Annotated in this window: 9 protein-coding genes; 4 read left to right on the forward strand and 5 right to left on the reverse strand. The window is 72.2% G+C overall.

The features are described from left to right. Window positions 1-131 precede the first annotated feature (131 nt). Window positions 132-716 (reverse strand): TetR/AcrR family transcriptional regulator, encoded by a 585-nt coding sequence (locus G4G93_RS22310; RefSeq protein ID WP_165087259.1) that lies wholly within the window; start codon window positions 714-716, stop codon window positions 132-134. Window positions 717-808: 92 nt separating this feature from the next. Between G4G93_RS22310 and G4G93_RS22315 the strand changes: the two genes are divergently transcribed. Beyond that, window positions 809-2,026 carry an MFS transporter gene (locus G4G93_RS22315; RefSeq protein WP_165087261.1) on the forward strand — a complete coding sequence of 406 codons (1,218 nt, stop codon included), beginning with the start codon at window positions 809-811 and terminating at the stop codon, window positions 2,024-2,026. A gap of 34 nt (window positions 2,027-2,060) precedes the next feature. Here the strand turns inward: G4G93_RS22315 and G4G93_RS22320 are convergent, their stop codons facing one another. Next, window positions 2,061-4,373: a PAS domain S-box protein gene (locus G4G93_RS22320; RefSeq protein ID WP_165087263.1), complete on the reverse strand. Its 2,313-nt coding sequence runs from the start codon at window positions 4,371-4,373 to the stop codon at window positions 2,061-2,063. Between the two features lie 135 nt (window positions 4,374-4,508). Further along, a complete protein-coding gene (locus G4G93_RS22325) occupies window positions 4,509-4,931 on the reverse strand; it encodes a DUF1236 domain-containing protein (RefSeq protein WP_165087265.1) in 423 nt (140 codons plus the stop codon). 289 nt (window positions 4,932-5,220) lie between these two features. Between G4G93_RS22325 and G4G93_RS22330 the strand changes: the two genes are divergently transcribed. Then, the gene (locus G4G93_RS22330) at window positions 5,221-6,300 is read left to right on the forward strand and encodes a replication initiator protein A (RefSeq protein ID WP_165087465.1); all 1,080 of its coding nucleotides are present in this window, start codon (window positions 5,221-5,223) and stop codon (window positions 6,298-6,300) included. Window positions 6,301-7,539: 1,239 nt separating this feature from the next. On the opposite strand, the gene hutU is transcribed toward G4G93_RS22330, so the two are convergent. Together hutU and hutI are read right to left on the reverse strand one after the other, a co-directional pair. Then, window positions 7,540-9,204: a urocanate hydratase gene (gene hutU, locus G4G93_RS22335; RefSeq protein ID WP_165087267.1), complete on the reverse strand. Its 1,665-nt coding sequence runs from the start codon at window positions 9,202-9,204 to the stop codon at window positions 7,540-7,542. A 217-nt stretch (window positions 9,205-9,421) separates the two neighbouring features. Next, a complete protein-coding gene (hutI, locus tag G4G93_RS22340) occupies window positions 9,422-10,687 on the reverse strand; it encodes an imidazolonepropionase (RefSeq protein WP_165087269.1) in 1,266 nt (421 codons plus the stop codon). Window positions 10,688-10,806: 119 nt separating this feature from the next. Here hutI and G4G93_RS22345 point away from each other — a divergent pair, with 119 nt between their 5' ends. Continuing rightward, window positions 10,807-12,165: a formimidoylglutamate deiminase gene (locus G4G93_RS22345; RefSeq protein ID WP_165087270.1), complete on the forward strand. Its 1,359-nt coding sequence runs from the start codon at window positions 10,807-10,809 to the stop codon at window positions 12,163-12,165. Window positions 12,166-12,386: 221 nt separating this feature from the next. Continuing rightward, on the forward strand, window positions 12,387-12,893 hold the full coding sequence (locus G4G93_RS22350) for a CYTH domain-containing protein (RefSeq protein WP_165087272.1): 507 nt from the start codon (window positions 12,387-12,389) through the stop codon (window positions 12,891-12,893). The last annotated feature ends 242 nt before the right edge of the window (window positions 12,894-13,135 follow it).

Raw genomic sequence — 13,135 nt, forward strand, 5'->3', positions numbered from 1 at the left:
CCGCTGACGCCGCATTCGTCCGGGACAGGGGGTTTGGGCGACGAAGACCGTAGAGCCGCCCGTCCCGCCGTCGTGGATCGTGCGTTGCGCAGCCCCGGAACGACCCGGAGAGTGGACAATCCGTCCGCGGATCAGGCCGAGGCCGGGACCGACCTCCGCCCGACGCCCGCGAACACCCCCTCCACCAGTTCCCCGACCCGCTTCCCCCCCAACGCCTCGTCGAACAGGATCCGGAACAGGATCGGCGCGATGACGCCGTCGAGCACCGCGTCGAGGTCCGGAAAATCCTCGCCGCGGGCCGCGGCGCGCTCGGCGATGGTCGCGATCTGCTGACGGGCGTAGCCGCAGCAGCGCCGCGGTCCCGCGGCGCCCTCGGCGGCGAGCACGTCGCGGATCATCTCGCGGCCGATCCCCGACGACATCTCCTCGGCATATTGCTCGGCCCAGGCGAGGAGGTCGCCCCGCCCGCTGCCGGTCTCGACCGGCCCCATGTCGGGGCGCAGCCGCTCGACCGCGACGTCGGCCAGCAACTCGTTCAGCTCGCCCCACCGGCGATAGATCGTCGAGGGCGTGACGCCGGCCTCAGCGGCGATCAGCGGAATCGTGACCTCGGCGCGGTCCATCCGGGCGAGCAGCGCCCGCACGGCGCGGTGGACCGAGGCCTGGACACGCGCGCTGCGCCCGCCCGGGCGCGGCCCTCCCTCCCTCTCCGCCATCGCTGTCCCACCTCCAAACGCAAATAATTTGCTTTTAGCGCATCGCGGCGCTAGATCACTAACGCAACGAATTTGCTTTAAGGGGCACGGCGATGCGTGCAGGTCAAGACGCCCGGCAGCAGGAATCCCGGCAGGAGGCTCGGGCAATCGATCCGCTCGCGTTCCATGCCGCGACGCTCGGGGCGTTCTTCGCCGCCGCGGCGGCCCCGACGCCGCTCTACCGGATCTACCAGGAGACCCTGGCCCTCTCGCCGGTCTTCGTCACCCTGGTCTTCGCGGTCTACGCGGTGGCCCTGCTCAAGGCGCTGCTCGTCGCCGGCTCGCTCTCCGACCATCTCGGGCGCCGGCCGGTGATCGCCGGGGCGCTGCTCCTCGAGGCCGCCGCCATGGGGCTGTTCCTGCTGGTCGGCAACGGCGCCGCCTGGCTCATCGTCGCCCGGATCGTCCAGGGGCTCGCCACCGGCATCGCCGCCGCCTCCCTGGGCGCGGCGCTCGTCGACGTCGACCGCACCCGCGGGCCGATCGTCAACGCGGTAGCGCCGCTCGCCGGGATGGCGCTCGGCGCGCTGGGCACCAGCGCGCTGATCCAGTACGCGCCCCTGCCGCTCCACCTCGTCTACGGGTTGCTGATGGGCACCTTCGCCGGGCTGGCGCTGGCGGTCCGCTTCATTCCCGAGAGTGCCGCGACGCGACCGGGGGCGCTCGCCTCGCTCAAGCCCCACATGGCCGTCCCGCCGCGGATCCGGCGCTCCCTGGCGCTGGTGACGCCGATCAACCTCGCCAACTGGACGCTCGGCGGGTTCTACCTCTCGCTGGTGCCCTCGGTCGTCGCGGCGGCGACCGGCAGCCGGGCGCCGCTCACCGGCGGGGCGGTCGTCACCGCGCTGATGGTGGCCGGCGCGGTCTCGGTGCTCCTGCGCCGGGGCCGGGCGCCGCGGGACAACCTCACCTTCGGGGTGCTCGCCACGGCGCTCGGCGTCGTCATCGTGGTCGCCGGCATCCACATGGCCAGCGTACCGGTGCTGATCCTCGGCACCCTCGTCACCGGCGGCGGCTTCGGCGCCAGCTTCCTGGGCTGCCTCGGCACGATCATGCCCCTGGCCGGGCCCGACGAGCGCGCCGGCCTGCTCGCCGCCTTCTACGTCCAGAGCTACCTCGCCTTCAGCCTGCCGGCGGTCGGCGCCGGCCTCCTCGCCCGCAGCCTCGGCTACGCCGCGACCGCCGACCTGTACGCGGCGGCGATCCTGGCGGTGAGCGTGGGCGGGCTCGCGGCGCTGCGGGCCCGGACGGAGCGGGAGCCGGCGGCGTAGGGGAGGGCGCTCGGGCGAGGTCGCGGACTTCGTATCACTCCCCCGCCAGCAGCTCCGCCAGCGGCGCCGTGAGCGTGCACACCACACCCTCGGGCAGGAAATGCGTGGCGACCTCGCCGTCGACGGTGCCGGCGAGCCCCCGCTCGATCAGGCGCGAGCCGAACCCCTTGCGGGCGGGCGGCGTCACCCGCGGCCCGCCATGCTCCTGCCAGCGCAGCGCGAGCACCGGGGCGGCGGAGGCGCTCACGGTCCAGTCGAGGGTGACGTAGCCGTCGGGGTGGCGCAAAGCGCCGTACTTGACCGCGTTGGTGGCCAGCTCGTGCGTCATCAGGCTCAGCGACAGGGCCGCCCGGGCGCCGCACGGCACCGGCGGGCCCCGGAGCCGGAACCGGCCGGGGCGGCCGTCGTCGTGGATCGCCAGCGCGCCGTCGAGCACCGCCCGCAAGGGGGCGCTCTCGCCCTCGCCGGTCAGCAGGATGTCGTGCGCCTTGCCGAGCGCCACCAGGCGGGCCACCAGCGCCTCGCGGGCGGCGGCCGGGTCGGGGGCGTTGCGCAGGGTCTGCACCGCGACCGCCTGCACCATCGCCAGGGTGTTCTTGAGCCTGTGGCTCAGCTCGCGGTTGAGGATCTCCTGCTGCGCCTCCGCCGCCTTGCGGGCCGAGATGTCGTGGCTCACCGCCGCGAACCCCTCGAACGCGCCGCCCGGCCCGCGCAGGGCGAACAGGTTGTAGCGCACCGGCACCACGGCCCCGGTCGCGAGATGGCGCAGGCGGTATTCCCCGCTCCAGCTGCCGCCGGCCCGGATCGCCGGCAGGATCGTGGTCTCGGCGAAGGGCAGGTCCTCGGGGACGAAGACGTCGGTGAGGCGCGCGATCCCCACCGCGTCCTCGCCGAGGCCCACCAGGGCGCGGCCGGCCGGGTTGACGTAGTCGATGACGCCGTCGGCATCAGCGATGGCGATGAAGTCGCTCGACTGCTCGGCGACGAGGGCGAGGCGCCGCAGCTGGGCCTCGGCCCGGCGCTGCTCGGTCACGTCGAGGAAGACCGTCACCGCCGCCCGGATCGCCCCGTCCTCGTCCCGCACCGGGGCGCTGGACACCTCCAGCAGGCGCAAGGCCCCGCTCGCGCCGTGGCGGTAGCGCATCGCCTCGCCGGTCACCACCGCGCCGTCCCGCAGCGCCCGCAAGGACGGGTCGTCGCCCGGCGCGTAAGGGCGCCCGTCGGCATGCTCGGCGCGGAAGGAGGCGTCGCGCGCGAGCGCCGGCCCGCCGGGGCTGCGGCCTAAGATCGCCTCGGCCCGGGCATTGACCAGGTTCGGCGCGCCCGGCCCGATCCCGGTGACCGAGATGCCGACCGGCGCCTGCCGGAAGACCGATTCGAGCAGGCCGCGCTCCAGGTCGAGCCGGCGTTCGGAATCGCGCCGCGCCGCCTCGGCGCGCCGGCGCTCGGTGAGGTCGAGCATCGCGCCGATCATCCGGACCGCGCGGCCCGCCTCGTCGCGGATCACCGAGCCGCGGTCGACGACGTCGGCGTAGGTGCCGTCGGCGCGCCGGAAGCGGTATTCGTCGCCCCAAGCCGTCCCGGTGCCGTCGACGACGGCGTGGATCGAGGCGTCGATCCGGGCGCGGTCGTCGGGGTGGATATGGTCGATCCGCCACGCGCCGGTCGGCGCGACCGTGCCCGGGGCATGGCCGTAGGCCGCCTCCAGCGCCTCGTTCCACAGGACGTGGTCGGTGGCGAAGTCCCAGTCCCAGATCGCATCGCTGGTGGCCCGCGCCGCCAGGCGGTAGCGCTCCTCGGTGGCCTGCACCGCCCGCAACGCCGCCTCGCGCTCGGCCGCCGCCCGCCGCATCGCCAGATGACCCATCACCTGGCGCGCCAGCGCCCGCAGGTCGCCGGCCTCGGTCGCGGTCAGGCCGTCGGGGCGCGACACGTAGTCGATCACGCAGAGCGTGCCGAGCACGTGCCCCTCCGGCGTGCGCAGGGGCGCCCCGGCATAGAACCGGATGCCGGGCGAGGCGGTGACGAGCGGGTTGTCGCGGGTGCGCGGGTCCTGCGTCAGGTCCGGGATGACGAGGAGCGAATGCGGGTGCGCCAGGGCGTGGGCGCAGACCGAGCGGCCGAGATCGGTCTGGGCGAAGGGAAAGCCGGTGCGGGCCTTGAACCATTGCCGGGTGTCGGCGACGAGGCTCACCAGCGCGACCGGCGCATCGCACAGCCGGCTCGCCAGCCGCACGACGTCGTCGAATCCCGGCTCGGGCAGGGTGTCGAGCACGGCGTGCGCCTCGAGCGCGGCCAGCCGGTCGGGATCGTGGACGGCGCTCGGAGGATCGGGGGCGCGTGACATGCGGGACGGGGTTTCTTCCTACCGGCTCTTACCCCGAACCCGGCCCCGGCGTCACGGCCGCTCCTGCCTCCGTCCCCCGTCATGCGATGTCCGCATCGCGCGATCCTGTCCGGACGCGTCCTTCCGGACAGCGTATCAGTCGATGACCTCGACGACGCGGCGGGTGCCGGGCTCGACCAGGACCGGGTGGTCGTTGACGATCGTGTAGTTGTAGCCCTTGAGGGCGAATTCCGGCGGCACGTCGTAATAGACCACGCCCTCGGGCGGCAGCACCGCGCCGACGCGCAACGGGCCCTCGTAGCGGAAGGACGGCCGGCGCTCGCCGGCGGCGTAGATGCGGAAACGCTCGCGCCGGTCGATGCCGAGCAGGCTGTTGGCGGTGCCGACGGCGGCTCCGATCGCGCTCCCCACCACCGCCCCCACCGGCCCGGCGATCGCCTCGCCCCGCGCCGCGCCGTCCTGCGCGCCGCGGACGGTGCCCTGGGCCTGGGCGGCGGTGGAGAGAGGGGCGGCCAGCAGGAGGGCGGCCAACGGGAGGGCGACGAGGGCGAGGCGCATGGGAGATCCCGGGGCGAGCTTGGCTGTTGCGGGAGAACGGCGGGGATGCGGGGGAGGTTCCGGTCGGGGCGGCGGGTGTGGAGGACGGCGGCGATCCGGAATCGACGTTAACCGCGATTGAAGAGGATCGGGGACGGCCGGCAAAACCCCATTGGCGTCCACGATTTGGAAGGCGGGCGGGGCCTAGCGTCCTCGCCATGAGCGGGATTTCGGACGGCAGGGCGGCAAGGCACGGCACGGCGCGGCGAGGCCCGGGACTGCCGGCGGCGGGACGGATGCGGGCGTGACGATGAGCCATCGGCGCAACGACCAGATCGACATGGTGGTGCCCTTCGTGCACTTCCGCGACCAGCGGGAGACGATGGAGCGGCCGTTCTTCTCGATCGCCAAGCAGAAGCGCCTGAAGGAGATCGACTATACCAGCCCCGACGGCTCGGTCTGGGTGCGGGTGCTGCCGAACCAAGCCTACGGCATGGCGACGATCTGGGATGCCGACATCCTGATCTGGGCCGCCTCGACGATCTGCGAGATGAAGAAGCGCGGCCGCAACGACATCCCGCGCAAGCTCAACTTCATGCCCTACGACCTTCTGAAGGGGATCGGCCGCGAGACCGGCGGGCGGCAGTACAAGCTTCTGCGCGACGCGCTGTTTCGCCTGCAATCGACCTCGGTGCGCACCAACATCCGGGCCGAGAAGGCCAAGCGCAAGGAGCGGCAGTTCAGCTGGATCGACGCGTTCGACGATACGATCGACGAGGAGACCAATGCCAGCCGCGGCATGTCGATCACCCTGTCGGACTGGTTCTACGAGGGCGTGCTGATGGATGGCGGCGTGCTCGCCATCGACCCGGCCTATTTCGGCATCACCGGCGGGCGCGAGCGCTGGCTCTACCGCATCGCCCGCAAGCATGCCGGCGGGGCGGGGGAGGGGGGTTTCGCCATCAGCCTGCCGACCCTGTTCGAGAAGTCGGGCGCCGAGGGCACCTACCGCCGGTTCAAGTTCGAGATCGCCAAGATCGCCAAGGCCGACGAGCTGCCGGGCTTCGTCCTGCGGCTCGAGGAGAAGGAGCGCGGCGAGCCGCACCTGCGGATGATCCGCCGCGACCTCGTCACCGACGAGATCCTGGTGACGCCGGCCGCCAAGCCGAAGCGGACCCGCAAGCCGAAGGCGGCGCCCGAGCTGCCGCTCTTCCGCCACCTCTCGGACGAGACGATCGCCTTGTGCCGCAAGGCCCATCCGGGCTGGGACGTGTACGGGCTGAAGACCGAGTTCGACCACTGGCTCGAAGGCGACGCCAACCGCGAGCCGAAGAACTACGAGAGCGCCTTCCTGGGGTTCGCCGAGCGCTTCGTGCGCGACGCCCGATGATCCACAGGCCGCCCCGTTCCCGATGTACGGGTGCGGCCTCACGCGGACCGGGCGGCCCCGAGGGGAAATCCCCGGAATCCCTGTGAACGAGTCGGGTGGACTCGGCACTTCGGGAACGCCGGGAAGGGTGGACGGCACTTCGGGAACGGTCCCCGTGCGATCGGGAACGCCGGCACGGCACTTCGGGGACAGGACAAGCGGCACAACGGGGACGGATCCTCGGCACTTCGGGAACGGCCCGCCGCCATTAAGCATTTGGGCGAGTTCCAGGAATCGCCGCCGCCGGAGCGCCTAAATCCATAAAGATTCCTGTAACACTCTAAGCGGTGCATTCTGGGGAAAAGCCGGACAGTGACTCAAAGCCCGAGTCCTGCCCCGCAATCGCGAGTCGAGATCGGGTCCACAAGGCACCCACAGGAGTCCAGGCGAGGCACCGGAACGAATCAGCGCATCGCGGCATCTGTCGAAGCGGAACAGGGCGACCGGACTCGACTCCGCTGAGCTTTCCTGTGGGACTCTCCGGGATGGAGGATCGCGATCTCGACTCGGCGAAGCTCGCATCGTACAGGCGGATTCAGGGGTCGATGGAACGAGTCGGGCGGGGCGAGCGTACGGCTGGCGAGGATTCGGGTGATGGCGAACCGTTCGTGAAGTACGCCTCGGCGGCGGCGGATCCTTCGATCGGGCCGTTCCGGACGGCAGCGTGCCTGGCGTGGATCGGCTCGCCGGCGGGGCGCGGGACGACGTGAGGACCGGGCGACGTACATCGGGGACAGCGGGGATGAGCGACCGATCGGAGGGACGGGCCTGCACGGTTTCCCCGCAATTCCGGACCCAGCGTCAGTGGACGGAATGGGCGCGAGACGGCGGCCCCGGGGATCGGGGGCGGCAAATCGAGGACGGGACGGCCGCGCCCTGCACGAGGTCCGGCGTGGGCGCGCGAGTGGAAAAGGCGCAGTTCCCGAAATACGTCGGCTGGAGGCGGGAGGTTTCGGCGAGCGCAGGCAAGTCGTCGGGAGGCAGAGAACCCGCTCCGGCCGCAGGACGATCCCAGTCGTCCGAGTGGCCCGACTTTTCTCATCGGTACCCAGCAACCTCCGCGTCATTCGAACGCCGCGTAGCGGAGCCCGGAATGGCGCACTGGGTATGAGCAAGGATGAGGATCGATCGGACAGGTCCCGACGGCGAGAGCCGCCGTGAAGACCTGTCCGATCGTCCCGGATCACCTTGGAAAAGACCTCACCCGAGGCTCGGCAAATCCAGCCCATGCTCCCGCGCACAAGCCGCGGCATCCTCGTATCCGGCATCGGCGTGGCGCATCACACCGGTGGCGGGGTCGTTCCACAGGACCCGTTCCAGGCGCCGGTCGGCGGCCTCGGTGCCGTCGCAGACGATCGCCATGCCGGCATGCTGCGAGAAGCCCATCCCGACCCCGCCGCCGTGATGCAGCGAGACCCAGGTGGCGCCGGACGCGGTGTTGAGGAGGGCGTTGAGCAGCGGCCAGTCGGAGACCGCGTCCGAGCCGTCGCGCATGCTTTCCGTCTCGCGGTTCGGCGAGGCGACGGAACCGGAATCGAGGTGGTCGCGGCCGATGACGATCGGCGCCTTCAATTCGCCCTTGCGCACCATCTCGTTGAAAGCGAGGCCGAGGCGGTGGCGGTCGCCGAGGCCCACCCAGCAGATCCGCGCCGGCAGGCCTTGGAACCGGATCTTGTCCCGCGCCATGTCGAGCCAGCGGTGGAGGTGGTGGTTGTCGGGCAGAAGCTCCTTCACCTTCGCGTCGGTGCGGTAGATGTCCTCCGGATCGCCCGAGAGGGCGCACCAGCGGAACGGCCCGATGCCGCGGCAGAAGAGCGGGCGGATATAGGCCGGCACGAAGCCCGGGAAGGCGAAGGCGTCCTCGACGCCCTCCTCCAGCGCCATCTGGCGGATGTTGTTGCCGTAATCGACCACCGGCACGCCGGCGCGGTGGAAATCGAGCATCGCCCGGACATGCACCGCCATCGAGCGCCTGGCGGCGGCGGCCACCGCGGCCGGGTCGCTCTCGCGCCTGGCTTCCCACTCGGCGACCGTCCAGCCCGAGGGCAGGTAGCCGTTGACGGGATCGTGGGCCGAGGTCTGGTCGGTGACGCAGTCGGGGCGAACGCCGCGGGCGTAGAGCTCGCCGAAGATGTCGGCGGCGTTGCCGAGCAGCGCGACCGAGCGCGGAATCTTCGTGCGGGCGGATTCGGCGATCAGCTCCAGCGCGTGGTCGAGGTCGCGGGCCTGGACGTCGACGTAGCCGGTGCGCAGGCGGAACTCGATGCGCGAGGCCTGCGCCTCGACGGCGAGGCAGGAGGCGCCCGCCATGGTGGCGGCCAAGGTCTGCGCGCCGCCCATGCCCCCCAGGCCCGCGGTGAGAATCCAGCGGCCCGACAGGTCGCCGGCATAATGCTGGCGGCCCATCTCGACGAAGGTCTCGTAGGTGCCCTGCACGATGCCCTGGCTGCCGATATAGATCCAGGACCCGGCCGTCATCTGGCCGTACATCATCAGGCCCTTGCGATCGAGCTCGTGGAAATGCTCCCAGGTCGCCCAGTGCGGCACGAGATTCGAGTTGGCGATCAGCACCCGCGGGGCATCGGCGTGGGTGCGGAACACTCCCACCGGCTTGCCCGATTGCACCAGCAGGGTCTGGTCGTCGTCGAGGTCGCGGAGCGCCGCCACGATGCGGTCGAAGCTCGCCCAGTCCCGCGCCGCCCGGCCGATGCCGCCATAGACGACGAGCTCGCCCGGCCGCTCGGCGACGTCGGGATCGAGGTTGTTCATCAGCATCCGGAGCGGCGCCTCGGTGAGCCAGCTCTTGGCGGTGAGGGCGGTGCCGTGGGGTGCGCGGATGGTGCGGGCGTTGTCGATGCGGGTCATGGCTGGGGGCTCCGGACGATAAAGTGAGTCAGAAAGGCTTTGACGGCACCGGAAGAATTCAAACCCTCCATCGTCATTCGGGGCTGCGCAGCGGAGCCTGGAATCCAGAACGGCTGGTGGGAAAGGATGATGCGGATCGCGCCTCGCTCTTTCCTGAACCATCGTCGCTTCCGGATTCCGGGCTCCGCTGCGCGGCCCCGGAACGACCCGGTGGGTGTCAGGTCCGTCGAGGTTGGCGAACGGCCTCCGGCCGCGCCCCGCAGATACGGGCATGAAGCGGGTTGAACCCCATCCGGTAGACCAGCTCCGCCGGCCGCTCGACCGACCACACCGCGAGGTCGGCGCGCTTGCCGGCTTCGAGCGTGCCGACCTCGGAGAGGATCCCGAGGGCGCGGGCGGCCTCGCGGGTGGTGCCGGCCAGGCACTCGTCGACGGTGAGGCGGAACAGGGTCGCGGCCATGTTCATGGCGAGCAGCAGCGAGGTCAGCGGCGAGGTGCCGGGATTGGCGTCGGTGGCGACCGCCATCGGCACGCCGTGCCGGCGAAACAGCCCGACCGGCGGCAGCTTGGTCTCGCGGATGAAGTAATAGGCGCCGGGCAGCAGCACCGCGACGGTGCCGCTCCCCGCCATCGCGGCGGCGCCGGCCTCGTCGGTATGCTCCAGGTGATCGGCCGAGAGCGCCCCGTAGCGGGCCGCGAGCGCCGCGCCGCCGAGATTCGAGAGCTGGTCGGCATGCAGCTTCACCGGCAGGCCGAGAGCCCTGGCGCGCTCGAACACCCGCGCGACCTGATCGGGCGAGAAGGCGATGCCCTCGCAGAACGCGTCGACCGCATCGACGAGGCCCTCCGCGGCCAGCGCCGGCAGCATCGTGTCGGCGACCTCGGCGATGTACGCGTCCTTGTCGCCGCCGGCCTCCGGCGGCAGGGCGTGGGCGCCGAGGAACGTGGTGCGGATCCCGACCGGGCGGACCTCGCCGAGGCGGCGGGCGGCGCGGAGCGCCTTGCGCTCGCTCGACTGGTCGAGGCCGTAGCCGGACTTCACCTCGACGGTGGTGACGCCCTCGGCGATCAGCGCGTCGAGCCGCGGCAGGGTCTGGCGCACCAGCTCGTCCTCGCTCGCCGCCCGCAAGGCGCCGACCGAGGAGACGATGCCGCCGCCGGCCCGCGCCACCTCCTCGTAGGAGGCACCGGCGAGGCGCAGCTCGAATTCGTGCGCCCGGTCGCCGGCCCAGACGAGGTGGGTGTGGCAGTCGATCAGCCCCGGGGTGATCCAGCGGCCCTCGCCGTCGACGATCTCGGCACCGTGACGCGCCGCCGCCGGCAGGTCGGCCTCAGGCCCGGCGAACACGATCCGCCCGTCGCGGATCGCCAGCGCCCCCGTCTCCACCGCGCCGATGCCGGGAAGGCCCGGCGCGAAGGTGGCGAGCCGGACGTTGCGCCAGACCCGGTGCCGGACCTGGCCCGCGCTGTCTCTCTCGCTCATGCCCGCCTCCTCCTCGCGATTCCTCATTATGTATAGACATGAGAGATCGCGCTTGTATAGACAGGAACGGACGAAAGCGGGCCGAGAGCCTCGAACCCCCGAAGGCAGGAGATGCGCCGATGACCGTGCTGCACGCCGCCCACGCCCTGACGCCCGCGGGCTGGCAGGCCGATGTCCGGCTGACGCTGGCGGAGGGGCGGATCTCGGCCGTCGAGGCCGAACGGGGGCCGGAGCCGGGAGACGAGCGGGTGGCCGTGCTGGTGCCGGGCCTGCCGAACCTGCACAGCCACGCCTTCCAGCGCGGCATGGCCGGGCTCGCCGAGCGGCGCGGCCCCTCCGCCGACACGTTCTGGACCTGGCGCGAGACGATGTACCGCTTCGCCCTGCGGATGACGCCCGACGAGGCCGAGGCGGTGGCGGCGCAAGCCTATGTCGAGATGCTCGAATCCGGCTTCACCCGGGTCGGCGAGTTCCACTACCTGCACCACGGGCCCGACGGACGGCCCTACGCCAACCCCGCGGAGATGGCCGAACGGATCGCGGCCGCGGCGGCCCTCACGGGCCTGCGCCTCAGCCTGCTGCCGGTGCTCTATCGCTGGTCGAATTTCGGCGGCACCGCCCCCACGGAGGGCCAGCGCCGGTTCGTCAGCGACCTCGATCTCTTCGCCCGCCTGGTCGAGGCCTCCCGGGCCGCCGTGGCCCATCTGCCGGGATCCACCCTCGGCGTCGCGCCCCACAGCCTGCGTGCGGTGATGCCGGACGACCTCTCCGCCGCCCTCGCCCTCGCGGCCGGCGGGCCGGTCCACATCCACGCCGCCGAGCAGGTGCGCGAGGTGGAGGAGTGCCAGGCCTGGTCCGGCGCGCGGCCGGTGCAATGGCTCCTCGACCGGGCCGGGCTCGATGCGCGCTGGTGCCTGATCCACGCCACCCACATGACGCCGGACGAGACCGCCCGGTTCGCGAAGAGCGGCGCCGTCGCGGGCCTGTGCCCGGTGACGGAGGCGAGCCTCGGCGACGGCATCTTCCCGGCCCCCGGCTTCGTCGCGGCGGGCGGGCGCTACGGAATCGGCACCGATTCGAACGTGCTGGTCGGCGCCGCCGACGAGCTGCGCCAGCTCGAATACGCCCAGCGCCTCGGGAATCGCCAGCGCAACGTGCTGGCCGCCCCCGGCGCCTCAACCGGGCGGGCCGTGTTCGACGCAAGCCTCGCCGGCGGCACCCAGGCGCTCGCCGCAACAAGCGGTGGGCTCGCGGCCGGGGCCCCGGCCGACTGCGTCGCCCTCGACGGGGCCGACCCGGCCCTGCTCGAACGGCGGGGCGACGCCCTCCTCGACGGCTGGATCTTCGCCGCCGGCTCCCGCGCGGTGGACGCGGTCTGGGTGGCGGGAAACCGGGTCGTCGCGGGCGGGCGGCACGTCGCCCGGGAGGCGGTGGCGGCGCGGTATGCGGGCGTGCTCCGGCGGCTGATGGCGGAGTGAGAGGCCGTCCCGGGTCCGCGCTTTACCGAAGGACGACCCTGCGGCAAAAATGATGCACGACGAAAAACCAAAGCAGAGTCCTGCCATTCCTCTCCGTGAGGACGGACGCTCCGCCCTGGCCCTCACGGGCGCGATCGGCTATCAGCCCCGCCGCCCCGGCCACGGCCGGGCGTTCGCAAGGTCATGGTTCCGCCCGGGCGGAGCGTGAACGGTCGAGGGCGATGCGGTACGAGGTCGAGCGGAAGTTCCTGGTGGCCCATGCGGGCTGGCGCGCCCGCGCGGTGAGCCGGAGCCGGCTGACGGACGGGCTGGTCGGCGAGTTCGCCGGCGGCAAGGTCCGGGTGCGGCTCGACGAGGAGACGGCCTGGCTCACCGTCAAGGGCCCGCGCGACGGCCTGGCGCGGCCGGAATTCGAGTACGAGATCCCCCGCACCGATGCCGAGGCGATGCTGCGCCTGGTCTGCGAGACCTGCCTGATCGAGAAGACCCGCCACTGCGTGCCGCATGACGGCGTGGTCTGGACGGTGGACGAGTATCGCGGCGCGCTGTCGGGCATGATCCTGGCCGAGGTCGAGCTGGAGCACGAGGCGCAGGTCGTCACCCTTCCGGACTGGGTCGGCCGCGAGGTCACGGCGGATCCACGCTTCCGCCAGTCGACCCTGCTGCGCCTCGCCCGCGAGGCCGGCCGCCCGGTGACCCTGCGCGAGGTGATCGCCGCGCCGCTGTGAGGGGCCGGTGGGGACGGCACCGCCGTCTCCGGCGCGACCCGGCCGACACGCCACGGCGATTGTCCTTCCGGCCCGCATCGTCTATGAGCCCGCCGCAACAGCATCGAGCCCAACCGGCCAATCGATCTCGCCGCCACTGAGGCCGGCCCGCGGCTCGCCCGCGCCGTGCCGCCTCGCGATTCCGGCGAGTGGACGCTCCCTCCGCCGATTGCGCGGGCGCCGGAGCCGACGCGTCGCGAGGG

It is taken from the genome of Methylobacterium sp. DB0501 (genome assembly GCF_011043735.1).
Taxonomy (GTDB): Bacteria; Pseudomonadota; Alphaproteobacteria; order Rhizobiales; family Beijerinckiaceae; genus Methylobacterium; species Methylobacterium alsaeris.